This window comes from Nocardia sp. JCM 38205, assembly GCF_058222935.1.
This window is the reverse complement of the sequence record NZ_JBYHFL010000004.1, coordinates 383,790-409,521: the sequence shown is the minus strand read 5'-3', so window position 1 is coordinate 409,521 and position 25,732 is coordinate 383,790. Positions and strand designations below refer to the sequence as shown.

Genomic DNA, 25,732 nt, shown 5'->3' with positions numbered 1-25,732 from the left:
ACCGGGCTCAGGGCAGGAACCGGCGCTCGACCGTGGCCGAGATGCGCTGGTAGCCGGAGGCCAGAACCCGCACGTACAGGTCGAGGAACTTGGCCTCCCAGCCGATCAGGACCCGGCCGTGCTTGCGGCGCACACCCTCGGTGATGGTCTTGGCCGCCATCTCCGGGGAGTGGATGGCCAGGTACTTGTCGAACATCGTGCTGGCGTTCTTGCCGTCGATGCCCTCGGCGTAGGTGGCATTGCGGGCCACCGCGGTCTTGATGCCGCCGGGGTGCACGCAGGTCACCTCGACCGGCGTCTTGGCCACGATCATCTCCTGGCGCAGCGCCTCGGTGAAACCGCGCACGGCGAACTTGGCCGAGTTGTACGCGCTCTGGCCGGGCACCGAAATGAGGCCGAAGAGGCTGGACACGTTCACCACGTGACCCTCACCGGACTCGATCAGGTACGGCAGGAACGCCTTGGTGCCGTTGACGACGCCCCAGAAGTCGACGTCCATGACCCGGTCGAAGTCCTTGAACTCGGTCTTGACCACATCACCATGGTGGGCGATACCGGCGTTGTTGTAGATCTGGTGCACGACGCCGAAGTGCTCCTTGACCGCGTCGGCGTAGAGCAGCACCGCTTCACGCTCGGCCACATTGAGCCGGTCGGACTTCACCTGCGCGCCCAGCTGTTCGCACTGGCGCACGGTCTCGGCAAGGCCGTCGGTGTCGATATCCGACAGCGCCAGCTTGGCGCCGCGCCGGGCCAGATCAATGGCCAGCGCCCGGCCGATACCGGAACCGGCACCGGTGATCACACATACCTTGTTACGGAAGTAAGCGTCCTTGCTCACTGGGCTGCCACCACTTTCAGTTCGGGGCGAGTGGAGTTGTCGTCGGTGGTCGTCTCGTAGGCCTCGACATCGAAATGCTTGGTCAGCCTACGGAATTCGAAGGTGAAGTCGGGCCACAACGTGGTGTTGTTGCCGTGCTTGTCCAGGTACCAGCTGGAGCAGCCGCCATTGAGCCAGACGCTCTTGGCCAGCTTCTTCTGCAACTCGGCGTTGTACCGGTCCTGCACATCGCGGCGTACCTCCACGGTACGCAGATCCTGCTTGTCGATGGTGGCCAGCGCGTCGGCGATGTAGTTGATCTGCGATTCGATCATGTACACCATCGAGGTGTGGCCGAGGCCGACATTGGGCCCGAGCAGGAAGAACATATTCGGGAAGTTCGCGATCGAGGAACCCTTGTAGCCCTGCTGGCCGATCTCGTCGAAGACCTCGGTGAGGGTGCGGCCGTCCTTGCCGGTGATGGTCTCGTAGGTCGGCGAATCGGTCACGTGGAAGCCGGTGGCCACGATCAGCGCATCGATCTCGCGTTCGGTGCCGTCCTTGGTGACGATCGAGTTCGGCCGCACCTCGGCGATGCCGTCGGTGACCACGTCGACATTGTCGCGATCCAGCGCCGGGTAGTAGTCGTTGGAGATCAGCATGCGCTTGCAGCCGATCCGGAAGTTCGGGGTGACCTTGGCGCGCAACTCGGGATCGCGGATCTCGTAGCGCAGCTTGGCCTTGGCCAGCAGCTCGAAGCCCTGCATCAGCGCCGGGAACTTGGCAAGGCCGACGACCTGGGTCTCACGCGCGGCGTAGATCGCGGCGCGGGACAGGCGCTGTACGCCGGGGATGTACTTGAACGCCAGCTGTTCGGCCTTCAGGTAGGGCCGGTCCAGCCGGGGCAGCAGCCACGGCGCGGTGCGCTGGTAGACGTCGAGGTGGCCGACCTTCGGCGCGATGGCCGGCACGATCTGGATCGCGGAGGCGCCGGTGCCGATCACGGCGACGCGCTTGCCGGTGAGGTCGGCGTCGTGGTTCCAGCGGGCGGAGTGGAAGATCTCGCCCTCGAAGCTGTTGATGCCCTTGATGTCGGGCAGATTCGGTTCGCACAGCGCGCCCACCGCGGAGACCACGGTGTCGGCGGTGAAGTTGCCCTGCGAGGAGGTGATCTCCCAGCGTGCGGTGTCGTTGTTCCAGCGTGCACCGGTGACATCGCAGTTGAAGATGTGCTTGTCGAGCACGTTGTACTTCTTGGCCACGCCCTGGATGTAGGCCTGGATCTCGCCCTGCCGGGAGAACGAGCGCGACCAGTTCGGGTTGAGCGCGAAGGAGTACGAGTACAGGTGCGACGGCACGTCGCACGCAGCGCCCGGATAGGTGTTGTCACGCCAGGTGCCACCCACGTCGGCGCCGCGTTCCAGGACCAGGAAATCCTGGCGACCCTGCTGGCTCAGCCGGATGGCCAGGCCGAGGCCGGCGAAACCGCTGCCGATGATGATCGTCCGCAGGTGGCGGGTGGGCTGGTTAGCGACAGCTTTGTCTGTAACCTTGCGACTCATATACTCAGACTAGAGCCCTATTGAGTAGCAGTCAACAGCTCTGTTGAATCGTAGTCAATAGTATTGACCCTCGTTCAGTAGGATGGTCGCGTGAGCACGAGTCCGGGAGAAACCGCCAAGCGTGTCCGGCTGAGCCCGGACCAGCGGCGCGCACAATTGATCGAGCTCGGCGTCAAGATGCTGGGCGAGCGCGCCATCGAGGACATCTCGATCAGCGAAATCGCCGCCACAGCAGGCATTTCGCGTGGCCTGCTGTTCCACTATTTCCCCACCAAGCAGGACTTCCAGCTCGAGGTCGTGCGCCACGCCAACGCCGAACTGCTGATGCGGGTCGCGCCGGATGCGGGCCTCGGCCTGTTCGACATGCTGCGCGATTCGGTCAGCCGCTATATCGACTACGTCAGCGAGAACCGCACCTCCTACCTGGCGCTGCTGCGCGGCCCTGCCAGCTCCAGCCCAGACCTCGTCGCCCTGGTCGACCAAACCCGCAACGCGATCGTCGACATCATCCTCACCCAGGTCCCCATGCCGCCCGAGGAACGCGACCACCCCCGCCTGGTGCTGGCCGTCCGTGGCTGGATCGCCTTCACCGAGGAATCGACCCTCTCATGGTTGCGCAACGAGACCATCCCCCGCGACGAACTGATCGACCTCCTGGTGGAGTCGCTGCTGGCGCTGTCGATGGCCGTCAATCCGGCGCTGGCGGCGGCACTGCGCGCCTGAGACGTCTCTACCCGGGAAGCCGGGCCGACAGAAGCCGTGGCACCAGAAGCTGTGGCATTCGCGGCAGCCCGGTCGCGATTAGCTTGGGTCGGACCTCGTACTCCGCAGGGAGCACTGGCGTCCGGCGGGTGGCACCGGCAGTGGAGGCTTCCGGTGAAAGGATCTGTTGACGAATGCGAAGCATTACGAACTCGGCTGTACTGGCGGCGGTTTCGGTGGGCGTGCTGATGGGAGCGGCCGGCCAGGCGTCGGCCGAGACGCCGCACCGGCCCGGCCCGGTGTCGGAGTCGACCGGGTCGAGCTCGGGTTCGGCGGGCCCGCTGCTGAAGGCGCTGCTGTGTGCGCTCCAAGGTGGCGTCACCGGCTCACACGAGACCTCGCCGCCCACCTGCTATCTGCCGACGGCCTGACGCGAGGCCGGCTCACCGCCGAGCGGCGCGCTTCCCGCTCCCCGCATCCGCCCGATCCAGTGCCTCGGCGAGAGCCCTGATCTGGTCGACGGGTGGGTCGTAGCCCGGGAAGTAGCAGCACACGCGGTCGGCGACATCGCCGAAGCGGCGGATGATCTCGGTGGCGCAGGTTTCGGGGGTGCCGCGCACGGCGATGGTGTCGAGCATGTCGTCGGAGATGCGGTCGAACATGCGCATGATGTCGCCGGACTTGGAGAGGGCGTTGAGCTCGGGTTGGCGCTCACCCCAGCCTTCGATGTCGAGGACGGGGCGGTCGGCGGGAAGGATGCGTAGAAGGCAAGCAGGCCGCGTACCGCTATCGACGCTGCCGCCAGTTCTTCGTCGGTCCGGCGCATGGCGACGATGGCTGGGGGATAGATCGGGGACTCGGTCCGGATCGCGCGTTTCGTGTGCCTGGCCGCCGCGAGCGATCAAGGGGCGGGCGCAGTCCCGCCGTGTTCAGGCTGCACTCGGAGCTGGTCGAATTCGGGCACCGCGCGATGAATCGTCTGGAAGTCGCGGTCGTTGTGCACGACGGTCGCCGAATGCCGCAAAGCCGTTGCGGCTATTTGAATGTCTGTGGTTTGTGCGCCACGTCCCGCGCCGATCTTCCACAGCGCCTTTCGAATACGCGCGACCTCGCGCTCGACAGCCGCGTCGGTGGCCAGCCAGTGGAAGACCGAGCCGTACAACTCGGTGATGAAAGTGAGGTCCTGTGCGTTGCGGGCGCTGTACCGAGCCTCATCCATGGTCACCATCGACGAGCAGAGCACTCCCGAGACCGCCAGGCGGTCTACTGCAAGCTTGACCGCTTCACTCGTCCGATAATGGGACATGACCGAGTGGTCGATCAGGTAAAGGGGCCGGGAGAACGGTGCGGTCATTCGCTGCTACGCCGCTGATCGGCGAGCTCGCCTTCGGTGAGGAAAGGATTGTGATTCATTCGCGAGAGCCTGCCAAGGGCCTCGCGCTGCCGATAGCCCTGCACGAGCTCGTTCATGGCCAGGTTGATTACGGCCTTCTTGGTTGTGAGCCCGGTGAGCCGGAGCGCTTCGTGCAAGACCTCATCGGGGATATCGACTGTCGTTGCCATCAGCTTCCTCCGATATTGCGAGATGTTCGTATTCATAATACATGTGATTCGTAATATCGGCCGGTGTGGATGGCTGCGGGTGCGGAGCCCGCTCGGTGAAAGTACACAACGAACTCGCCCACAACGCCGGACGCCGGGCCCGAAACACTCTGCGGGAGAGTGGATTCGGGCCCGGCGTCGGTGACGAACCAGTGATCAGGCGATCGGCTCGAAGGCCTCGGCGATGATCTCGGCCTGCTCGACGGCGTGCACCTTGCTCGAACCCGAGGACGGCGCCGACATGGCGCGCCGCGAGATCCGGCGCAGCTTGCCGAAACGCTCCGGCAGCAGCTCGGGCAGGTTCAGGCCGAAGAACGGCCAGGCACCCTGGTTGGCCGGCTCCTCCTGCACCCACGCGATGTCGGTGGCGTTCGGGTAACCGGCCAGCGCCTCGTTCAGGCGGAACTTCGGCATCGGGTAGAGCTGCTCGATGCGCACGATGGCGACATCTTCGCGCTTCTGCTTGGCCTTGGCGGCGGCCAGCTCGTAGTAGAGCTTGCCGCTGGTCAGCAGCACTCGCTTGACCTTGCCGCGATCGCCGATGCCCTGCTCGTAGGTCGGCTCGTCGAACACCGAGTGGAACTTGCTCTCGGTGAAGTCCTTCAGATCGCTGACCACGGCCTTGTTGCGCAGCATCGACTTCGGGGTGAAGACGATCAGCGGACGGCGGATGCCGTCGAGGGCGTGGCGGCGCAGCAGGTGGAAGTAGTTCGCCGGGGTGGACGGCACCGCCACCGTCATCGAACCCTCCGCGCACAACTGCAGGAAGCGCTCGATGCGGCCGGAGGTGTGGTCCGGGCCCTGACCCTCGTGACCGTGCGGCAGCAGCAGCACGACCTCCGACAGCTGGCCCCACTTCGCCTCACCGGAGGAGATGAACTCGTCGATGATGGACTGCGCGCCGTTGACGAAGTCACCGAACTGCGCCTCCCACAGCACCAGCGCGTCCGGGTTGCCCAGCGAGTAGCCGTATTCGAAGCCGACGGCCGCGAATTCGCTCAGCGCCGAGTCGTGCACGGCGAACCAGCCCGGGTTGGTGGAGCCGATGTTGTGCAGCGGGGTGTACTCGTCGGCGGTCTTGCGGTCGATGATCACCGCGTGACGCTGGGTGAACGTGCCACGGCGGGAGTCCTGACCGGTCAACCGCACCGCGCGTCCCTCGTCGATCAGCGTGCCGAAGGCCAGCAGCTCGGCGAAGGCCCAGTCGACCTTGCCCTCGTAGGCCATCTCGCGCCGCTTCTCCAGCACCGGCTTGACGCGCGGGTGCACGTTGAAGCCTTCCGGCACATTGAGGAACGCGTCGCCGATGCGCTGCAGCACCGACTTGTCCACGGCGGTCTGCACCGTCGCGGGCACCTTCTGATCGTCCTCGACCGATTCGCTGGGTTCCGGCGAGTATTTCTCCAGCTCGCGGACCTCGTTGAACACGCGCTCCAGCTGGCCCTGGTAATCGCGCAGCGCGTCCTCGGCCTCTTTCATGGAGATGTCGCCACGGCCGATCAGGCTCTCGGTGTAGCTCTTGCGCACCGAGCGCTTGGTGTCGATGACGTCGTACATGTACGGCTGGGTCATCGACGGGTCGTCGCCCTCGTTGTGGCCGCGACGGCGGTAGCAGATCAGGTCGATGACCACGTCCTTGCGGAACTTCTGCCGGAAGTCGACCGCCAGGCGCGCGACCCAGTCGCAGGCCTCCGGGTCGTCGCCGTTGACGTGGAAGATCGGCGCGCCGATGAACTTCGCGATGTCGGTGGAGTACTCGGTGGAGCGGCTGTTCTCCGGCGCGGTGGTGAAGCCGATCTGGTTGTTCACCACGATGTGGATGGTGCCGCCGACGCGGTAACCACGCAGACCCGACAGGTTCAGCGTCTCGGCGACCACGCCCTGGCCGGCGAACGCGGCGTCACCGTGCAGCATCAGCGGCATGACCGAGAAGCCTTCGGGGCCGTCGCCCTTGTCCAGCAGGTCCTGCTTGGCACGGACCAGGCCCTCGAGCACCGGGTCGACCGCCTCGAGGTGCGAGGGGTTGGCGGTGAGCGAGACCTCGATCTCGTTGTCGCCGAACATCTGCAGGTAGGTGCCGCGCGCACCGAGGTGGTACTTCACGTCGCCGGAGCCGTGGGTGGCCGCCGGGTTCATGTTGCCCTCGAACTCGGTGAAGATCTTCGAGTACGGCTTGCCGACGATATTGGCCAGCACGTTGAGCCGGCCGCGGTGCGGCATACCGATGACGACCTCGTCGAGGCTGTGCTCGGCGCACTGGTCGATCACCGCGTCCATCATCGGGATGACCGACTCCGCGCCCTCCAGCGAGAAGCGCTTCTGTCCGACGTACTTGGTCTGCAGGAACGTCTCGAACGCCTCGGCCGCGTTCAGCCGGTTCAGGATGTACTTCTGCTGGGCGACGGTCGGCTTGACGTGCTTCTGCTCGACCCGTTCCTGGATCCACTCGAGCTGGTCGGTTTCCAGGATGTGGGTGTACTCGACACCGACGTGGCGGCAGTAGGAGTCGCGCAGCACCGACAGCACATCGCGCAGCTTCATCCGCTCCTGGCCGTGGAAGCCGCCGACGTTGAACTCGCGGTCGAGGTCCCACAGGGTCAGCCCGTGCTGGGTGACGTCGAGGTCGGGGTGGCTACGGAACTTGTCCTTGACCAGGCGCAGCGGGTCGGTGTCGGCCATCAGGTGGCCGCGGTTGCGGTAGGCGGCGATCATCTCGAGCACGCGGGTGCTCTTGTCGACCCCGCGTTCCTTGACGTCCTTGCGCCAGCGCACCGGCTCGTACGGCACGCCGAGGCCGTGGAAGATCTCGTCGTAGAACTCGTCGGAGATCAGCAGCTGGTGGATGGTGCGCAGGAAGTCGCCGGACTCCGCGCCCTGGATGATGCGGTGGTCGTAGGTCGAGGTCAGCGTCATCAGCTTGCCGACACCGATCTCGGCGATGCGCTCATCGCTCATGCCCTGGAATTCGGCCGGGTACTCCATGGCACCCGCACCGATGATCGCGCCCTGGCCCGACATCAGCCGCGGCACCGAGTGCACGGTGCCGATGGTGCCGGGGTTGGTGAGCGAGATGGTGACGCCGCTGAAGTCCTCGGCGGTCAGCTTGCCCTCGCGGGCGCGGCGCACGATGTCTTCGTAGGCGGTGTGGAACTGCCCGAAGGTCATCTCCTCGCAGCCCTTGATCGCGGCAACGACCAGCGAACGGTTGCCGTCCTTGCCGGGCAGGTCGATGGCGAGGCCGAGGTTGGTGTGCGCCGGAGTGACCGAGTTGGGCTTCCCGTCGATCTCGGCGAAGTGCCGATTCATGTTCGGGAAGGCCTTGACCGCCTGCACGATGGCGTAGCCGAGCAGGTGGGTGAAGGAGATCTTGCCACCGCGGGTGCGGGCCAGGTGGTTGTTGATGACCAGCCGGTTGTCGATCATCAGCTTGGCCGGGATGGCCCGGACGCTGGTCGCGGTGGGGATGCTGAGCGAGGCGGACATGTTCTTGGCGACCGCGGCTGCCGCACCACGCAGCACCTTCGTCTGGTCGGCTGCCGGGGCGGCAGCCTTGGGCCCGCCGGTCGGCGCGGCGTTGGACGTCGGCGCCGGGGTGGTCTTGGGGGCGCGCGCCTGCTGCGGAGCGGGCGCGGGGGCCGCGGCGGCCGGAGCCGTGGCCGCCGCAGGCTTCGGAGCCGGGGCGGGGGCCTTCGGTGCGGCGGCAGCCTTGGGCGCGGCGGCCGTGGGCGCGGGCGCCGGAGCCGAGTTCACCGGCGCGATCGTCGCTGCCTGCGCGGGTGCCGGGGCGGGGGCCTGCGCTGGCGTCGGCTGACCGGCCTGAGACTCACCGGACGCGTCGGGGGTGTAATCGGCGAGGAACTCGTGCCAACTTTCGTCGACCGATGACGGATCGTTCTTGAACTTCTGATACATCTCGTCGACTAGCCACTGGTTCTGTCCGAACTGGGAAGTTGAGCTGCTCACAGCAGGTGTTCGCCTCATTTCGTTCTTCGCGCTGCGACGTTTGTGACGTGCCCGGCACGGGGATCGGCGGATACGCGCCGATGCGCCCTCTGTCGAGGATAGGCCCAGCCCCGAATCGGCGGTGCTACCGACCGGCGGACAGGCCGCTCCTCGATGGTGACGACCTGTCTTCCGCTGAGAATATTCCCTCCCGTTCTCCGGCCGCTGCCCAGAGTCGGGCATAGGCGCCGCGGGCGGCCAGCAGTTCGTCGTGTGCGCCGATTTCCACGATCCGGCCGTGGTCGACGACCGCGATTCGGTCGGCGCGCGCGGCCGTCGCCAGCCGGTGCGCCACCACCACCGTGGTCCGGTTCCTTGCCAGCGATTTCGTCGCGACCAGCACCGATCGCTCGGTATCTGGATCGAGGGTGGCCGTCGCCTCGTCCAGCAGCAGCAGATCGGGGTCGACCAGTTCGGCCCTGGCCAGCGCGATCAGCTGGCGCTGTCCGGCCGACAGGCCGCGGCCGCGCTCACCCACCGGTTGGGCCATGCCGAGCGGGAGAGCCTCGATCATCGCGGTCGCGCCCACCGCCGCGGCGGCCGCCGCGATCTCTTGTCCGGTCGCCGATGGTTTCCCGAATGCAATGTTGCTGGCGACGTCGCCGGTGAACAGGTGAGGTTCTTGCGGGACGATGCCGAGGCGGGCCCGGTAGTCGGCGAGCCGGTAGTCGCGCAGGTCGACGTCGTCGACGCGGACCGACCCAGCGCCGTCGGCCGGTAGGTCGTAGAGGCGGGCCAGCAGCTTGACGATGGTCGATTTACCCGCGCCGGTCGCGCCGACCAACGCCAGCGTGGTGCCGGCCGGGATGTCGAGGCAGACGTCGTCGAGGGCGAGGTTCTCGGTGCCCGGATAGCCGAAGCGCACCTGATCCAGGCGGACGGCGCCGTCGAGCCGGTCGGTGATGGCGACGGCGTCGGGGGCGTCGGGCGCGATCGAGGATTCCGTGCGCAGCAGCGCCCCGATCCGGCGCAGACCCACCTTGGCCTGCTGATATCCGTCGAAGACCTGGGACAGGTGCTGCACCGGCCCGAACAGCAGTTCCAGGTAGAGCACGAAGGCGACGAGGGTGCCCGCGCTGGTGGTGCCGCCGGCGATCTCGCGGGCGCCGACGAACACCACCATGGCCAGCGCCAGGTCCGACCAGGCCGAGATGAACGCGAAGTACAGCGCGATGGCCCGCTGCGCCCGCATCCGGCTGTGCCGGTAGCGCTCGGAGTATTCGGCGAAACGGCGGGCCGCGAGCGGTTCGTGCCGGTAGGCCTGCACCGCGCGCAGGCCGCTGATGTTCTCCTGGAAGTCCGCGTTGACGGTGGAGACGTGTTCCCGCGAGATCGTGTAGGCCGCCGAGGACACCCGCCGGAAGATCACGGTCGCGATCACCAGCGGCGGCAGCACGCCGAGCAGCACCACCAGTGCCAGCGAGGTGTCGATGACCAGCAGTGCCACCGCGATCGCGACCAGCGACAGCGCGCTGACCAGTGCGGTCGAGACGCCGGTCTGCAAGAAGGTCGACAACGCGTCCACGTCGGTGGTCATCCGCGTCATGATCCGGCCGGACAGTTCGCGCTCGTAGTAGTCGAGGCCGAGTCGTTGCAGATGGGCATAGCTGCGCACGCGTAACCCGTAGAGCACCCGCTCGCCGGTGCGGGCGGTCAGCGTGGTGGTGGCCGCGGCCACGATCCAGCCCGCGAGCACCAGCACCGCGCCGAGGACGGCCGCCCGCACCAGTGCGCTCAGATCGTCTCCGCCGACGCCGGCATCGATGGCGTAGCGCACGATCGGCGGGAACCCGATCCCGATCAACGCCTCCACCGCCAGCAAGATCATGACCGTCAGCACCAGCGCGCGCACCGGCCACAGCAAGCGGATCAGCCGGAAGCCGGGATCGGGTTGCCGTAGTCGCGCGGCATCCAGCCGGGGCTCTTCGGTGGCCGGGGGCAGCCGCTCGATGGTGCGGCGCAGTTCCGGCGTCTCGCTCAGATCCGCGGCGGCGGAGCGGCCGGCCCCGCGCGGTGTCCGGCGGGCCGGCTCGGGGAGCACGGGAGCCGTGAGCGGCTGGGCATGGGCGGGTGCGGGCAGGCGGACCACTCGGTCGGCGTGCGCGAGCGTCGATTCGCGGTGGGCCAGGATGATCGTGGTGCGCTCGCCGCGGTCGGGCAGCGCCTCGAAGATGGCGGCCTCGGTGACGGCGTCGACGGCGGAGGTGGCGTCGTCGAGGACCAGGATGCGCGGCCGGGCCAGCAGCGCCCGCGCCAGGGCGATGCGCTGGCGCTGCCCACCGGACAGGGTGAGTCCGCGTTCACCCACCACGGTGTCGTAGCCGTCGGGCAGGTCGCTGATGAATTCGTCGGCCGCGGCCATTTTCGCCGCCTGCCGGATCTCGGCGTCGGTCGCCTCTGGACTGCCGAGGGCGATATTCGCGGCGATCGTGTCGGAGAACAGGAACGGGTCGTCGAAGACCACACCGATGGCGGCGCGCAGGTCACTCGCCCTGAGCTGGGCGATGTCGACGCGGTCGGCCGCTCGTCCATCGCCGCGGGAGGGTGAGCCGCCAGCGGGCTCGTCACGGCCGGTTTCCGCTCGCCCGGGATCGCCGGTGGCGGGCGGCGTGGGAGCTGCGTGACTGCCCTTCGCCGACGGCCCCGGGATCGCAGCGTCGATCAGGACTTCGGGCTTCGCCGCCGCGTCCGGTGCGGCGGTGAACAGCCGGATCGCGCCGGAGTCGGGTGCGTAGAACCGGGGAAGCAGCAGGGACAGGGTGGTTTTGCCCGACCCCGCTGGCCCGATGATCGCCACCGTTTCCCCCGGCCGCACGGTGAGGTCGAGATCGCGCAGCACCGGCCGGTCCGGATCGAAACCGAAGGTCAGCGCGTCGATGTCGACACCGAGCGGTCCATCGGGCAGGTCCAGTGGATGCTCCGGATCGGCGACGGTGGGCGCGGCGTCGATCACCTGGAACACCCGTTCGGCGGCAGCCCGGGTGAGCTGGGCCATGATCACCACCGAGGCCATGGTGCGCGCGGTGGTGGTCATGGTGGCGACGTAGGCGGTGAAGGCGAGAAACGTGCCGAGGCCGATGCTGCCTCCCATGGCCAGCACCCCGCCGAGGGCGACCACACCGACCAGGCCCACCTGGGGGATGGCGGCCAGCGTCGGCGCGAAGCGGGAGTTGATGGTCGCGGCCCGCATGCGCTCGGCGAACAGCGTGCGGCCGTGCCGTTCGAGCAGGTCGACCATCCGCGCTTCCTGGCCGAACCCCTTGACCACCCGGACGCCGGTGACCGTTTCCTCGACGTGCTGGGCGAGGTCGGCCGCGCGTTGCTGCGCCGACCAGGTGGCCGCGTACAGCTTGGGCCGGATGCGGTACACCACCACCGCGATGGCGGGCACCACCAACAGCGCGACCGTGGCCAGCAGCGGCGACAGCCACATCATCACCGCCGCGGCGAGCACGAATTGCAGCAGCGACATTCCCGACAGCGGGGCCATCGCCAGCAGCCCCTGCACCAGTTGCAGGTCGGTGATCGAACGCGACACCACCTGCCCGGTGCGGATGGCGTCCTGCCCGGCGCCATCGAGCCGTTGCAGTGAGCCGAGCAGCTTCACCCGCAGCGCGTGCTGGACATCCAGCGACAGTCGTCCGGCCAGTAGCCGCCGCCCGAAGGAAGCGAGGAACCGGCCGAGGGCGAGCAGCACGAGCAGCCCGGCGACGGTCCCGATCACTCCGGTATCGCCGATGCCCGCCGCATCGACGGCCCGTTTGGTCAGCAGCGGCGCGACGATCTCGGCAGCCGCTCCCGCCAGCACCGCGGCAGCGATCCCGAGCACGGTGCGCCGATGGCGCGTGCTCTCCAGCCACAGCCGCCGAATCCAACCGGGCGCCCGCCCCACGCTTTCCGACCCCCCGACGACTTCTGTACTCACCCGCGCTCCTCCGCCTCCCCGAGTTTCTTGGCCGGACTCGGGTACCGAACCGGTAGCGTCGGCGGCCGGCGGTTTGTGCGTCTCTGGGCCTGTTGTGGACGTACCCGACGAGTTACCCGGCCCATCCGAGATCAGATGTTCCGGTGGCATCGACCATAACGACACCCACCGACAGACGGTTGTTCCCGCCGGACGATCGACATGAGTGAGTCGACCCGGTATCAGCTCACAGGTCGCGGGCGCGCACCGACCACCAGCCCAGGCCACCGATGCCGATGGTCCACAGCAGCAGCACCACGATCGCCGCCGGTGTCGGCGCCAGCAGGTCGGCGTCGGCGAAGGAGCCGGGCATCAGGGCGCTCACCGTCGACGACCCGGGCAGCAGGGTCGCCACTCCGGCGATGCCGAGGCCGGTGGTCACCAGCCAGATCAGCGGCTCGATCACCAGCAGCCAGCCGAGCACCAGCGCGACGCCGGTCCCGGGCGAGCGCAGCCACAGCCCCACGCCGGAGCCGATGACCGCCCAGCACACCGCCGCGACCAGCCCGCCGCCGAGCGCGGCGAACAGCTGCGCGGTGATCTCGAACTTCCCGTTGCCGAAGGCGAAAAGGCAGCCGAGCGCGACGAGCTCGACCGCCACCGCCGCACCCAGCGCAACAGCCGCCGTGACCAGCATTTTTGCGCCGACCAGCCGATCGCGGTCCGGAGTGAACATGGCCGTGATGGCCATCGTGTCGTGCCGGAATTCGGCACCGGCAGCGGCCGCGCCGTACCCGCCGGCCGCCAGCACGACCGCGATCAATGCCAGATACAGGCCGATGGTGGCGGCGCCGGTGGCCGGCTCGCCCTCGGGGTCGGCGGGTCCGGACAGGATCGCGGTGACCGAACTGGTCACCACGGCACAGGCGACCACCAGCGCCGCGAGCAATCGCGGCCAGCGCAGCGTCGCGGTCTTGCGGAGTTCGGAGTTGATCGCCGGCAGCAGGTCCGCGGGCAGGACGTCGATCATCGTGGAATCCCGTACGGCATCGGAGACGGTTGCGGAGGTCGAGCGGCGTGTGGCGGGGCGGCGGTGCCGGTGACCACCGGCCGGTGACGGGCCGCGGCGGTGAGCGAGGCCAGCACGCGGTCCGGGTGGATGGGGTCGGCGACGATGCTGTCGATGCGGACGCCTGCCGTACCGGCGACCGCCAGGATCTGCTCCTGGCTCGCCTCGGCGACGGCGAGCCTGCCGTCCTGGCGGATGACGGCATCGGTGTATCCGGCCACTGCCAGCGCCGTGGCCAGCGCGATCGCCGAGGATGTCGCCACAACCAGCCGGTCGGGATTATTGCGCCGCAGCCGCGACGGGCTGCCCTGGTACACCACCGAGCCCTCGCTGAGCACGATGATGGTGTCGGTGAACGGCAACACCGCGGCCAGGCTGCGCCCGGTGATCAGCGCGCTCCCGCCGCGGCCCGCGTGTCCGCGCAGGAAATCGGTGAGCCAGGCGTGTTCGACGCTGTCGAGTTCGAGGGTGGGGTCGTCGAGCACCAGCAATTGCGGGTTCGGCAGCAGGGCGGTCGCTATCGCGGCGCGCAGCTGACGTCCCGGGCTGAGCCCGTCGGGCTTGGTGCCGGCGAAGTCGGTCAGTCCGGTCAGCTCCAGGACCTCGCGCACCCGCCGGTCCAGCAGTCCAGCCGCGGCGGCGTAGATCCGCAGGTGGTCGCGGATGGTGCGGCCGGGGTGCAGCCCGCGCGGGTCGAGCACGCCGCCGACCACGGGTGCGTAGTCGGGCCGGTTAGCGACATCGAAACCGCCCGCCTGCACCGCACCGGCGGTGGGTTCGAGCAGCCCGAGCAGCACACCGGCCACCGTCGTCTTGCCGGCGTCCTCCGGGCCGACCAGCGCCGCGACGGTGCCGGGTGCGACCGTGAAACTCACGTCGCGCACGGCCTCGGTCAGGTCGTAGCGCTTGGTCAGTCCGCGGACGGCGAAGGCCTGCGGTCGTGCGGCGCTCACCGCGAGACGGCCGGGGGCGGCGGATAGGCGGAGGGCACCGCAGACGCTTCCAGCGCCGGCAGCGGATCGGCGTCGATGATCTGCGGCTGATCGGCCGGGAAGTGGGCAGGCGCGGGACCGAAGGCCTTGCGCGCGTTGTTGATCGTGGCCTTGCCGAGGGCGCGGTTGCCGGCCCCGCCGATCACCGCGCCGATGCCCGCTGGCAGCACCTTGCCCGCCATCAGGCCGGCGCGTTTGGTGATGAATCGGACGATGAACCGTTTGAGCAGCGACTCGTTCATACCTGCCACGCCGGGAATGCGGGTCGCGAACGCCGTGCCCCAGTTCTTGGCGGAATGGCCGATGCTCTTCTGCACGATCTCCATGCCGGTATCGCCGAGCACGACCGCGAGCACCAGCGCTCGCCGCTGCTCCTTGTCCTGTGGCCGCACACCGTGTACCGAGGCGACCGCGAGCGTGAACACCGCGGAGGCCTCCATGAAGAAGGTGGTTTCGGCGCTGACCGCGGCCAGCGCCGCGACCGTGCCAACGCCAGGCACCGCGGCCGTGGCGCCGACCGCGCTACCGCTGCCGGTGACCGCGAGCAGGTACTGCTTTTCCAGCCGCTCGATGATCTGCGCCGGGCTCTCGTCCGGATGCGCGCGCCGCAGCCGCGCCACGTACTTGGCGACCGCGGGGGCTTGCAGGCGGGATCCGGTATCGAGTAGCTCGACCACCGCTTTCTCGAACGCCTTGGTGAACACGGCCTCATCCTCCTCTTCGGCCTCTGCTGCGCAACTGTAGGGCACCTGCGCCATCAGCTCGTTCTGACAACGGATTACCCGCTGCAATAGGTTCCGACCCCACCGCGCGCCGATCGGCACGGTGGTTCGGGTCACGGCCCGGCGGCCGGGAGAACGGCTGCCTACCGCGGCTCGCGCAGCGCGGGCACTCGCTCGCTCAGCGGCGGCGGAGGCGGCGGGGTGCCATCGCCGAAGGGCCTGCCACCCAGCGCCTCGCGCCCGTGCGGGGTCAGCCAATTCGACAGATCGGGGCCCTTGGGCACGATGCGAGTGGGGTTGATATCGGTGTGCACCACGTAGTAGTGGGTCTTGATCTGTCCGAAATCGACGGTGTCACCGAATCCGGGCGTCTGGTAGAGGTCGCGCGCGTAGGCCCACAGCACCGGCATTTCGGCGAGCTTGTTGCGGTTGCATTTGAAATGCCCGTGGTAGACGGCGTCGAACCGGGCCAGTGTGGTGAACAGCCGCACGTCGGCCTCGGTGATGGTGTCGCCGACCAGATAGCGCTGCCCGGCCAGCCGGTCGCTGAGCCAATCCAGGGCGGTGAAGAGCCGGTCGTAGGCGTCGTCGTAGGCGTCCTGGGCGCCGGCGAAGCCGCAGCGGTAGACCCCATTGTTGACCTCGGTGAAGACCCGGCGGTTCACCTCGTCGATCTCCGCGCGCAGCGGCGGCGGATACAGCTGCGGCGCGCCCGGCCGATGGAACTCGGTCCATTCGGTGGAGAAATCAAGGGTGATCTGGGCGTAGTCGTTGGTCACCACCTGGCCGGTCGGCACATCGACCATCGCGGGCACGGTGATGCCGCGCGGGTAATCCGGGAAGCGGGCCAGGTAGGCATCGCGCAGGTGGTGGATGCCGAGCACCGGATCGACCTCGCCGTGGTCGAGATCGAAGGTCCAGCTGAGCTTGTCGTGGGTTGGTCCGCACAGTCCGAGCGAGATCACCTGTTCGAGCCCGAGCAGGCGACGCACGATGAGGGTGCGGTTGGCCCAGGGGCAGGCGCGGGCGGCGACCAGCCGGTACCGATCCGGCGCCACCGGATAGCCGTCTCGGCCGTCCGCGGTGATCCTGGTGGTGATGTAGTTGGTGTCACGCTTGAACTCGCCTGGCTCGACGTAGCTGCCTGCCTCCGATTCCGCCTTGGTCACACCGACAGTCTCGCAGATCCGGGGCGAGGCGAGGGCTTTACTCTGACCGAATGAGTGACACCAAACCCACCAGACTGGAACGCGAGATCGTCGGCGACGGTGCCGAGGTCGCGACATTGACTCTGGCGAATCCGCCGCTGAATCTGTTCGACCAGGCCATGTTCGATGCCCTCGTCGCCGATATCGCCGAGTTGACCGCGCGTCCGCCGCGCGCGCTGCTGTTGCGCGCCGAAGGCAAGGTCGTCTCCGGTGGGGTCGATGTGCACACCTTCGACGGCCTGACCGCCGAGCAGGGCGCCGAGCTCTGGCGCGATCTGTTCGCCAGGATCTGCCATCCGCTCGAGGCCCTGCCGTGCCCGGTGGTGTTCGCGGCGCACGGCCTCACCCTCACCGCGGCCTTCGAGATCGCGCTGGCCTGCGATCTGATCCTGGCCGCGCCCAAGGCGAAGTTCGGGCTGGTGGAGATCGTGGTCGGGCTGACGCCGTCGATGGGCGGCCCGCAGCGGCTGGCCGAGCGCGCGGGGTCGGGCCGGGCCCGCGAGCTGGTCATGACCGGCGACCTCTACGACGCGGCGACCATGGCCGAATGGGGTGTGGTGAACGGGGTGCACGAGGACCTCGACGCCGCCGCCACCGCCCTGGTGCACCGGCTGGCGCAGGGCCCGACCCGCGCGCACGCCGCGACCAAGAAGATCGTCGAGGCCTGGCGTTCGGGCGGTGTGGCGCATGCCGATTCGGTGACGCCCGAGGTGTCCGGCGAGCTGTTCGCCACCGAGGATCTGCGTGGCGCGGTCCGCAGCTTCCTGGAGCTCGGTCCGGGTAAGGCGACCTATACCGGACGCTGATCGGCCTTGCTCCCGGGCATCCGTGGATGACGACACGGAAACATTCGCCGACTCCGACCGCGAATTTGTGATCTGCGTCATATAGTCACAGTGCCCGACGGTTCGAAGCACGCGGAGGTCCGATGAGAGACGGTACGACGAGGCTCATCGGGCCGAGCGCGAACGAGGATGCTCAGGACGGTCTGCTGGTCGAATACCCGGCCGGGGAGCGGGCAGGCGATCCGCTGGCCCGCGGCGCCGACGGCGTGCTGCGCTACGGCAATCTCACCCCCGCGCTCACCGAACTGCTCGACCTCCAGGTGCATGCCTTCACCAACCGGGAGGCCGTGGTCGAGGTGGGCGGGCCCCGGCTCACCTACCGGGAGCTGTGGCATTCGGCCTCGCGCATCGCGGGCGGCCTGCAGGAGCACGGCATCGGCTACGGCGATCGGGTCGCGGTGCACCTGCCGGTCGGTGCGCGCTGGGTGCAGGCGTTCCTCGGCGCTTTGCTCAGCGGCGCCGTGCCGGTGCTGGTGCACGACGGGCTACCGGCCGCGGTCGCCGAGCGCGTGATCGCCGACAGCGGCGCCGATTTCGTCCTCGGTTCCGGTGGCCGCGGCTGCGGCTCGACCAGGGCCGGTGGCGGCGCCGAGGCGGAATTGCCCGACGGTGCTGCCTTCATCGACGACGGCGCCGCCCTCGACGATCTCGCCCTGCTCTGTTACACCAGCGGCACCGCCCCGGGCCCGCTGCTCCCCAAGGGCGTCGAGCTCACCAACGAGAACCTGCTCTCGGCCATCCGTTCGGTGGTCGGCGCCCTCGATCTGCCCACCGACGGATTACGCAACCTGGTGCTGCTGCCATTGGCGCACGCCAGCGGCTGCGTCGACCAGTTGCTGCCCACCTTCGCCGTCGGCGGCACCGTTGTGCTCGCGCCCGATACCGGACGGCTCGCCGAAACCCTTGCCGCCGAACGCATCGACATGATCGCCGCGACCCCGCGCGTCCTCGGCGCCCTGCTGCCGGAGCTGGCCGCCGAGCGCGCCGACGGCCTGCGTACCGAGAGTGTGGCGCGCATCAGCACCGCTGGCCATCGCGCCGAGCGCCAGACGGCCGGACTCGACGCGGACGAAGTGCGCGCGGTGTTCCCCGACGCGCGCCAGTGGGCGGTCTGGGGTGCCACCGAGACCAGCGGCATCGGGCTCGCCGTCGATGATTCGCCCGCCGATCCGACGGTGCTCGGATTGCCGTTCGGCGGCACCGAATTGGCGCTATGGGGTCCGCGCGCCGGGCACGGTCACGGCGAACTGCTGTGCCGGGGCCCGAACGTCACCCGCCGCTATTGGAACGACCCGAAGGCCACCGCGGCTCGTTTCACCGGCACCTGGTTCCATACCGGCGATCAGGTCACCATCGGCGCCGACGGTCTGGTTCGGCGCAGCGCGTAACCGGACCGCTCAGCCGACCAGGCGTTCACGCAGGCGTGCGCGCAACTCGGCGGTCAGGCCGACGGCATCCAGGTACCGGTCGATATCGCCGTGCAGCTCGCGCACCGAGTCCAGCCCGCTGCGCAGGTACTCCTCCCGCACGCCCAGCAGGTCGTCGGAGAAGACGTGATCCGGGCCGAGGTTCTCGATCAGCATCGCCTTCAGCACCGGGACCGCGGAGTTGCTGAGCAGGTAGTCGGCCAGCACGTCCGGCTCGTCGACGCCCACCGCGCGCAGCAGCGTCGCGATGGCCCAGCCGGTGCGATCCTTGCCCGCCGCGCAATGCACGAGCACCGCGCCGTCGCCGCGCACGACCGATTCGGCCAGGGCGAGGATGGCCGCGTGTGCCTCCGGACGTGCCGGGAACATCCGGTAGACCTCGATCATGTGCGCCTTGGCCGCGCCCGTCGCCGGATCGTGCGGCGGCGCTTCGCCCATATCGGAGTCGAACGGGGTGACCATGAGCCGGATGCCGTCGGGCAATCGGTCGGCGCCGTGTTTGGCGATCTCCGGCTGGCCGCGCAGGTCGTGCACGGCGCGCACGCCGAGTTCGCGCAGCACCGCGTGGCCGGTCTCGTCCAGGCTGCTGAGCTGTGCCGATCGCAGCAGGACGCCGGGCCGGATGGTGCCGCCGCCCGCGGTGGGCAGGCCGCCGAGGTCGCGGAAGTTGAAGGTGCCGGGGATCCGCAGGTGGCCGGCCAGGGGCGAGAGAGTCACTTGCTCAGGCTAACGTTCACCGGACGGGCACGGCCAGATGTCCGTTTTGCGAGGTCCAATTGTGTGATCGGACACAGCGCCCGGGCCGTGGAGTCGATCATGTCGTACGCTGATCGATGCTTTGTGCCGTACACGGGGAGGGGCGAGAGTGATGTTCGCGGAAGCGATTCCAGCGCAGTGCGGAAGAGTTCGACAGCGTTCCGTTTAGGTAACAAAACAATCTTTTAGTCTGAATTTACCCATGGAACTAGTTCTTAAACCCTGAAAACCTTCTACCATTGATGAACGCTGCCTGGATGGGCTGCACTTTCCCGACAAGTGCCCGCCAGGTAGTGAATCGCGGCCGACGAGGTACGCGAGATCTGTTCGCCGAGGGAGTCGTCGTTGATCGCACGTGGAGAATTGGTGGAGGCCCGATTGCGGCCGACCGTCTGCGAGGCAGTCGAGAATGCGGCTGCTTCGCTCGATATGCACGGTGTGCGCGCGCTGCGAGTGCTGCTGCACGCCGGTTTCAGCGCCTACTGGCCGTTGGTGAAGGCCACTCCGGCCAAGCAGTTGGAGGCCTACGAGGAGGCCGTCCAGCGCTTGCGTGAGCATTGGGACGGCGAGACCGAGGCCGATTCTGCCGCCGGGACTGGCCTGTTCCAGGACATGGATGCCGAGGCCGTCGTCTTCCTGGAGTTGTGCGCCCGGCATGCGGGCGCGCAGTGGCTCGAGCCGGTGGAAGCCATCGCCGCCTACGTCGTATCGGTCTTGCAGGGCGCGGTGCTGCGCTGGCTGGCCGACCGCGACGACGAGACGATCCTGGTGGTGCTCGACGATCTGGTATCGAGCCTGGCCACCCGCGCCGCGGACGCGTAACCGGTCTCCGCACAGTACTGGACGCCTGACCAGTTGCATGGTTGAGTGGGTGGGGTGACCGAAACGTCGCCGATCGCGCGGCTGCACGCCGCCACCGCCGATCTCGAGCCGCCCCTCGCCGCCCTCGACCTGGCCGCCCTGCGCGCCAATGCCGCCGACCTGGTGCGCCGCGCCGGTGGCGTTCCCATTCGCGTCGCCAGCAAATCCGTGCGCTGCCGCGCCGTGCTCGAAGAGGTCCTCGGTGCCGGGCTGACAGCCGACGGCGGATTCGCCGGAATCATGTCGTATTCGCTGGCCGAGGCCATCTGGCTGGTCCGGCTCGGCGCGCGTGATGTGCTGCTCGGCTACCCCGTCACCGACCGTGCCGCGCTGGCCGAACTCGGCGCCGACCCGGTGCTGCGCGACGCCATCACCTTGATGATCGACCATGTCGATCAGCTCGACCTCATCCGGGCGGCGGTCGGCAGCGAGAACGTGCGGCCGCGGGTCTGCCTGGATGTGGATGCCTCGCTGCGTATCGGGCCGCTGCATCTGGGGGTGCGGCGCTCACCGATTCGCAGTCCCGAACAGGCCGCCGTCTTGGCCGAAGCGGCGCATCGCCGTGGCTTCGACGTAGTCGGTGTGATGACCTACGAGGCCCAGATCGCGGGCCTGCCCGACAGCAATATCGCGGTGCGGCTGGTGAAGAAGGCCTCGGCCGCCGAGATCGGCCGCCGTCGCGGTGCGGTGGTCGATGCGGTGCGGTCGGTGGCCGGGCCGTTGCAGATCGTCAACAGCGGCGGAACTGGATCGATCGAGGTCAGCACGGCCGATGCCGTCGTCACGGAGGTCACCGCGGGATCCGGCCTCTACGCGCCCACGCTGTTCGATGACTACCGCGCGTTCAGCGTCACGCCGTCGCTGTTCTTCGCGCTGCCGGTGGTGCGCAAACCCGCCGACAAGATCGCCACCCTCTTCGGCGGCGGCTATATCGCTTCCGGCCCGGCCGGTGCGTCGCGGGTGCCGAAGCCGGTGTGGCCCACCGGTGTACGACTGATCGGCACCGAGGGCGCGGGAGAAGTGCAGACCCCGGTGACCGGCGCCGCCCACCTGCGCATCGGCGATCGGGTATGGATGCGCCACGCCAAGGCCGGGGAGCTGTGCGAGCGGTTCGACCGTGTGCACCTGGTCGACGGCGACGGCCGGCGCACCGCCGTGCCGACCTATCGCGGCGAAGGAAAATGCTTCGGCTGAGCGGGGCGTATACCGCGGAATAGGGGTCGAAAATTACCGGCTGTAGTAGTCGGAAATAAGAACGCCGAAATACGAAACCGACTGGTTTGAATAATTGCGGGCCCGTGCCGCCATTTCGCTGAGTCGTAACCGAGCGGGACGAACGCAATCGTCGGCCCGTTATACGGGTACTCCCAACCGGTATGTGCGGCGCCGAATTCGGCGGTCGCGCGCTCGGTTCAGCCCAGACGCAGAAAGCGCGACAACTCGGTCAGTTCCGCCGGTGTGCTGGGCAGGTACTCGGTCAGCAGGGGAGAGCGAATGATGATCGCCTTCCACAGCGCTCGGCACAGCGCGCCCTGCACGAGCGTGCGCGAGATCAGCGTCGACAGCCCGTGTGGCGCATCGGCCGGGCTCGACGTCGCCAGGGACACGATGACCACGGCCGCCTCCCGCCCGCGGAACAACTCCGGCGTGCCCACCAGCACATCGTCGATCTTGGCGCGGGCCAGCAGCGTCGAGATCCGCGCCACCTGAGCGCGATACGGGGTGACGACGAAGATGTCGTGCGGATGCAGCCGCCGCGTCGTCGCGCCGATCGTCCACGTCAGGCCGAGCAGCGCGCGCACCCGGCGCACCACCTCGCGGGCCTCGGCCACCGATTCGCTCGCATTGCCGTGGTGGTCCACCAGCACGGTGTCGATGCCGGGTTCGGTATCGGCGAGGCGGCGGGCCCGGGTGACGGTGTCGCTGGCGCGCAATCGGCCGCTGTAGTAGAGCCGCGAAATGGGTTCGGCCACCCGCGGATGCATTCGCCAGGTGCGGTCCAGGAAATAGCCGCGCTCGGCGGGCAGCGTGTCACAGCCGTCGATGAGCCGGCCGAGCACTGATGCGCCGACCGGTTCCGGATGGGCGGCGCCGAGGCGCTGGACGGGCGCGAACGGGACGCTCGGGGTTAGTGCTGGTGCGGGTACCGGATCGCCGATGACCAGCAGGTTGCGCGCGCTCACCGCGGCCGCGACCGCGTCGGCCAGGGGGAATCGCCCGGCGTCGGCGATCACCAGCAGATCCAGATCCCGATACGGCACCAGCTCCGGGTCGGCGAAATCGGCCGGGGCGCCGCCGATCACGCAGCCGTTGATCGCGTTGTCCAGGAAGCGCCGATACCGGCCCGCCTCGATGACGGCCCATTCGGGCGCCGGGATCGTGACGTCCTTCTTGGCCACCAGCTGCGGCAACACGCCGACCTCGACCACGGCGTCCAGCAGGTTCTCCACGATCGCCGGCGTCGGCGCCACCACGCCGACCCGCCATCGATAGCGGGTGACCATGCGCTCGATCACCCGCGCCGCGGTCGCCGTCTTCCCGGTGCCGGGCGGGCCCTGTACCGCCACATAGGAATCGTCGAGTGAGCGCACCGCCTCGGTGATGGCGGCGGCGTGATCACCGTGCACCCGGGGCAGCGGCCCACCGCCGCGCAGCCGGGGTGGGCGGCGGGCGAGGATGTCGAAGATCGCGCCGGCCGGGATCTGCGGCAACGTCATCAGCAGCTGCTGGGCCTGGTATTCGATCGCGGCGTGCACGTGGTCATCGGGAGCCGGCAGCCCGGGTGCGATCGCGGTGGGCAGATCGTCGAACGGGGCGCAGCCCGCGGGCAGGCGCTCCTCGAGCCGGACGGTGTCGTCGAACTCCGCGTCCACCGAGCATCCGAGCACCGTGGCGGTCGCCGTCGCACGCTGCCCGGCCGCCGCGACCATGCCCTCGGCCACCGGACGGTCGTAGAAGGTATGCACCGACGTGCCCGGCGCCAGCCCGCTGCCCGCGCCCATTCGCCCGGTCAGCGTGATGAATCGGCGCACGGTATCCCCGCGCGGGCCGATGTGCCATTTGGTGTCGACGGTGCCCCAATCGGCGACGAGCACGCCGGGCGCCTCCGGCCATTCGTCCACCGGATGGGTGAGCCGATCGGCATGCGCCCACCACAGCGGCTGCCGTTCCCGGCGCCGGAATCCCAGTGCCGCCGACATCAGCGAAGCAACCTGGCGGGCACTGGATTCGGCGTCTGGCCGGCACTCGGTCGAGCCCGAAGCTGCTGGCCCGTACTCGGTCGAGCCCGGAACCGCCGCCTCGTACTCGGTCGAGCCCGAAGCTGCTGGCCCGTACTCGGTCGAGCCCGGAACCGCCGCCTCGTGCCCGGCCGAGCTCGGAGCCGCTGCCTCGTATTCGGCCGTGCCTGGAGCAACTGCCTCGTGTTCGGTTGATCCGCACCGCAGCTCGATCACCGTGTCCAATGCGGAATCGGGGTTCTCGACCGGCGTGGAGCCGAGGGACCGGGCCGCTGCCGCACCGGTGTCGCCGATCGGCGCGGCCGGATCGGGCTCGTGCGGAGTTCTCCGCGTCGCACGCGTCGGTGAGGGTGCGGTGGTAGCCGCCGCGGGGAAGGGCTCGCCCGGTGCGGCCGGCACAGCAGGTGTTGCCACCGCGCTCGCGGCTATGTGCTCGTCCTGCGGTACGCGCTCGGCGAATTCGGCGAGGGCGGCTTCCAGTGGAGTCGGCCGGCCGAGCGGTTCCAGCCTCGCGGCGCGGCGCTCGGCGGCGGGCGCGGCCGGTGCGATGTGTAGTTCAGCGGCGCGGTCGAGCAGCCAGTCGCGCAGCCGCAGCACCGTCACACAGTCGCGGTCGGCATCCGCGCGGGGTTCGGGCGCGGGCAACAGCGCGCGCAGCCGGGCCGGCTCGTACGAGTCGACGCCGATCAGCAGCGCGCTACGCACGATCGGATACAGGTCGACGAAAACGCCGCCGCGCAGCAATTCGTCGATCAGATCCTCGCCGGTGCCGAAGCGGCCACCCGCGCACAGCAGGGCCGAGCGGACCGCCGCGGTGTAATGGAACACGTGCAGCCCTGGGTGGATCCGCCTGCGCCGGGCGATGATGTCGAGCACCTGGTCGAGCGCCGCGCGCTGCCGTGTCCGGGTCTCGGCGCCGGCATTGTCGAGTGCCGCCGGAACCAGTAGTGACACGTGCACACCGGCGGCGTCGGTGAGCTCGACGCGCAGCTGATCCGCCGGTGCCGGGTCGATGGTGAGGGCGAGATCGCCCGGGGTGCGGGCCGGCAGTGCGCCGAGCGCGGTGGGATCGATCGTGGTGTGGGCGGGACGGCCGGAATCGTCACGGCGCAGCTGGATCTCGGCTTGTCTGCGCAGCCGCAGCAAGGTGCGCGGACCCAGCTCGGGCACGGGCGGCAGCGGCTCGGCCGTCGTGCCCAGCCGGTCGATGGTGCCGATCCCGGCCTCGCGCAGCCGGGCCCGCGCGGTGCCGTTCATCCCGGCCACCAGCAGCAGATCGCGGGCGCTGGTGAGCGCGTCGACGCACACCGCGCATCGTCCGCAGGCCAGATAGCGCGGGTCGCCCCATTGGGCGGGCAGCAGTTCGCCCAGCTTCTCGTCCACGATGTGACGGACCCGTGCGCGGCGCGCGCGAAACACCGGAAGCAGTTCCGCCACGGGCAATGTGTGCGTCCGGCCGCGGTGTGACTGCGCGATCAGCGGGTCGACGGGAATCCCGGCTGCCTCGATCGCCGCCGCGCAACCGGCCAGTTCCAGCGCCGAGGTGATGTCGACGTCGTCCTCGCCGACGCCGTGCACGCGATACCGGACGCGATGCGCGGCGCGCACCAGAAAATCGGCGCGGCAGGCGAATTCGCCGTCGAAGAAGACCGCGCCCGCGATCACCGGTGCCTTGGCCCGTAGTGCGGCGAGGGTGTGGGCGTTGGCGGCGGTCAACGCGGCCGCGACATCGCCGTCCGCGCGATCCAGCTCGGTCCGCTCGGCGAAGCCGCCGATCTCGACGAGATCGGCGCCGTGCCGTCGCCGCAGCTCCGCCAGCAGTACGGCCCGTTCGGTCCGCCGGTTCTCCTCGGTTGAGTTCGGCGATGGGGTTGCGGCAGGCGCGGCACTCGCGGTGCCCAGATCGGCGTCGAGGGCGTGCAGCATCGCGAATTCGCACCGCGCGGCGCGGGCGAGGTCTGCGGCGGTGCTGACGACACGATCACCGAACACGAACAAACGCGGCCCTCCTGTGCCCGGACGGG

Annotated in this window: 19 protein-coding genes; 6 read left to right on the top strand and 13 right to left on the bottom strand. The window is 68.9% G+C overall.

What is annotated here, in order from left to right; genetic code table 11:
* Positions 1-7: 7 nt before the first annotated feature.
* Both AC4HOU_RS17420 and AC4HOU_RS17415 read right to left on the bottom strand, forming a co-directional pair.
* Positions 8-838 (bottom strand): SDR family NAD(P)-dependent oxidoreductase, encoded by an 831-nt coding sequence (locus tag AC4HOU_RS17420; protein WP_163809284.1) that lies wholly within the window; start codon positions 836-838, stop codon positions 8-10.
* Complete coding sequence (locus AC4HOU_RS17415; protein WP_195006770.1) at positions 835-2,379, bottom strand: flavin-containing monooxygenase; 1,545 nt, start codon at positions 2,377-2,379, stop codon at positions 835-837. Before AC4HOU_RS17415 ends, AC4HOU_RS17420 begins: the two co-directional genes overlap by 4 nt.
* A gap of 90 nt (positions 2,380-2,469) precedes the next feature.
* On the opposite strand from AC4HOU_RS17415, the gene AC4HOU_RS17410 reads away from it, so the two are divergent.
* Both AC4HOU_RS17410 and AC4HOU_RS17405 read left to right on the top strand, forming a co-directional pair.
* Positions 2,470-3,102, top strand: coding sequence for a TetR/AcrR family transcriptional regulator (locus AC4HOU_RS17410; protein WP_163809289.1), 633 nt, complete (start codon positions 2,470-2,472; stop codon positions 3,100-3,102).
* A gap of 173 nt (positions 3,103-3,275) precedes the next feature.
* A complete protein-coding gene (locus tag AC4HOU_RS17405; protein WP_194992400.1) occupies positions 3,276-3,512 on the top strand; it encodes a hypothetical protein in 237 nt (78 codons plus the stop codon).
* A 12-nt stretch (positions 3,513-3,524) separates the two neighbouring features.
* On the opposite strand, the gene AC4HOU_RS17400 is transcribed toward AC4HOU_RS17405, so the two are convergent.
* The 9 genes from AC4HOU_RS17400 to AC4HOU_RS17360 all read right to left on the bottom strand — a co-directional run bounded on the left by AC4HOU_RS17400 (position 3,525) and on the right by AC4HOU_RS17360 (position 16,541).
* A complete protein-coding gene (locus AC4HOU_RS17400) occupies positions 3,525-3,749 on the bottom strand; it encodes a hypothetical protein (protein WP_195019938.1) in 225 nt (74 codons plus the stop codon).
* A gap of 233 nt (positions 3,750-3,982) precedes the next feature.
* The gene (locus AC4HOU_RS17395; RefSeq protein ID WP_195019937.1) at positions 3,983-4,435 is read right to left on the bottom strand and encodes a type II toxin-antitoxin system VapC family toxin; all 453 of its coding nucleotides are present in this window, start codon (positions 4,433-4,435) and stop codon (positions 3,983-3,985) included.
* Entirely contained in the window at positions 4,432-4,644 is a 213-nt protein-coding gene (locus AC4HOU_RS17390) for a type II toxin-antitoxin system VapB family antitoxin (RefSeq protein WP_194992397.1), read from the bottom strand. The genes AC4HOU_RS17395 and AC4HOU_RS17390 overlap by 4 nt, the downstream gene beginning before the upstream one ends.
* Positions 4,645-4,839: 195 nt before the next feature.
* The gene (locus AC4HOU_RS17385) at positions 4,840-8,664 is read right to left on the bottom strand and encodes a multifunctional oxoglutarate decarboxylase/oxoglutarate dehydrogenase thiamine pyrophosphate-binding subunit/dihydrolipoyllysine-residue succinyltransferase subunit (RefSeq protein WP_490724763.1); all 3,825 of its coding nucleotides are present in this window, start codon (positions 8,662-8,664) and stop codon (positions 4,840-4,842) included.
* Between the two features lie 106 nt (positions 8,665-8,770).
* On the bottom strand, positions 8,771-12,610 hold the full coding sequence (locus AC4HOU_RS17380) for an ABC transporter ATP-binding protein (protein WP_490724762.1): 3,840 nt from the start codon (positions 12,608-12,610) through the stop codon (positions 8,771-8,773).
* A gap of 226 nt (positions 12,611-12,836) precedes the next feature.
* Positions 12,837-13,619, bottom strand: coding sequence for an ABC transporter permease (locus AC4HOU_RS17375; protein ID WP_490724761.1), 783 nt, complete (start codon positions 13,617-13,619; stop codon positions 12,837-12,839).
* The gene (locus tag AC4HOU_RS17370) at positions 13,616-14,611 is read right to left on the bottom strand and encodes an ATP-binding cassette domain-containing protein (RefSeq protein ID WP_490724760.1); all 996 of its coding nucleotides are present in this window, start codon (positions 14,609-14,611) and stop codon (positions 13,616-13,618) included. Before AC4HOU_RS17370 ends, AC4HOU_RS17375 begins: the two co-directional genes overlap by 4 nt.
* The gene (locus AC4HOU_RS17365) at positions 14,608-15,354 is read right to left on the bottom strand and encodes a hypothetical protein (protein WP_163809301.1); all 747 of its coding nucleotides are present in this window, start codon (positions 15,352-15,354) and stop codon (positions 14,608-14,610) included. Before AC4HOU_RS17365 ends, AC4HOU_RS17370 begins: the two co-directional genes overlap by 4 nt.
* 161 nt (positions 15,355-15,515) lie before the next feature.
* A complete protein-coding gene (locus AC4HOU_RS17360) occupies positions 15,516-16,541 on the bottom strand; it encodes a glutathione S-transferase family protein (RefSeq protein ID WP_490724759.1) in 1,026 nt (341 codons plus the stop codon).
* A gap of 50 nt (positions 16,542-16,591) precedes the next feature.
* On the opposite strand from AC4HOU_RS17360, the gene AC4HOU_RS17355 reads away from it, so the two are divergent.
* On the top strand, positions 16,592-17,386 hold the full coding sequence (locus AC4HOU_RS17355) for an enoyl-CoA hydratase/isomerase family protein (RefSeq protein ID WP_195019933.1): 795 nt from the start codon (positions 16,592-16,594) through the stop codon (positions 17,384-17,386).
* A 122-nt stretch (positions 17,387-17,508) separates the two neighbouring features.
* Positions 17,509-18,813: a class I adenylate-forming enzyme family protein gene (locus tag AC4HOU_RS17350; protein WP_490724758.1), complete on the top strand. Its 1,305-nt coding sequence runs from the start codon at positions 17,509-17,511 to the stop codon at positions 18,811-18,813.
* Between the two features lie 9 nt (positions 18,814-18,822).
* On the opposite strand, the gene AC4HOU_RS17345 is transcribed toward AC4HOU_RS17350, so the two are convergent.
* Positions 18,823-19,569 (bottom strand): tyrosine-protein phosphatase, encoded by a 747-nt coding sequence (locus tag AC4HOU_RS17345; RefSeq protein WP_194991386.1) that lies wholly within the window; start codon positions 19,567-19,569, stop codon positions 18,823-18,825.
* A gap of 384 nt (positions 19,570-19,953) precedes the next feature.
* Between AC4HOU_RS17345 and AC4HOU_RS17340 the strand changes: the two genes are divergently transcribed.
* Entirely contained in the window at positions 19,954-20,430 is a 477-nt protein-coding gene (locus tag AC4HOU_RS17340) for a TetR family transcriptional regulator (RefSeq protein WP_228806688.1), read from the top strand.
* A 45-nt stretch (positions 20,431-20,475) separates the two neighbouring features.
* The gene (locus AC4HOU_RS17335) at positions 20,476-21,663 is read left to right on the top strand and encodes an alanine racemase (RefSeq protein ID WP_490724757.1); all 1,188 of its coding nucleotides are present in this window, start codon (positions 20,476-20,478) and stop codon (positions 21,661-21,663) included.
* A gap of 218 nt (positions 21,664-21,881) precedes the next feature.
* Here AC4HOU_RS17335 and AC4HOU_RS17330 read toward each other — a convergent pair whose 3' ends face one another.
* A complete protein-coding gene (locus tag AC4HOU_RS17330) occupies positions 21,882-25,706 on the bottom strand; it encodes an AAA domain-containing protein (RefSeq protein WP_490724756.1) in 3,825 nt (1,274 codons plus the stop codon).
* Positions 25,707-25,732: the final 26 nt, after the last annotated feature.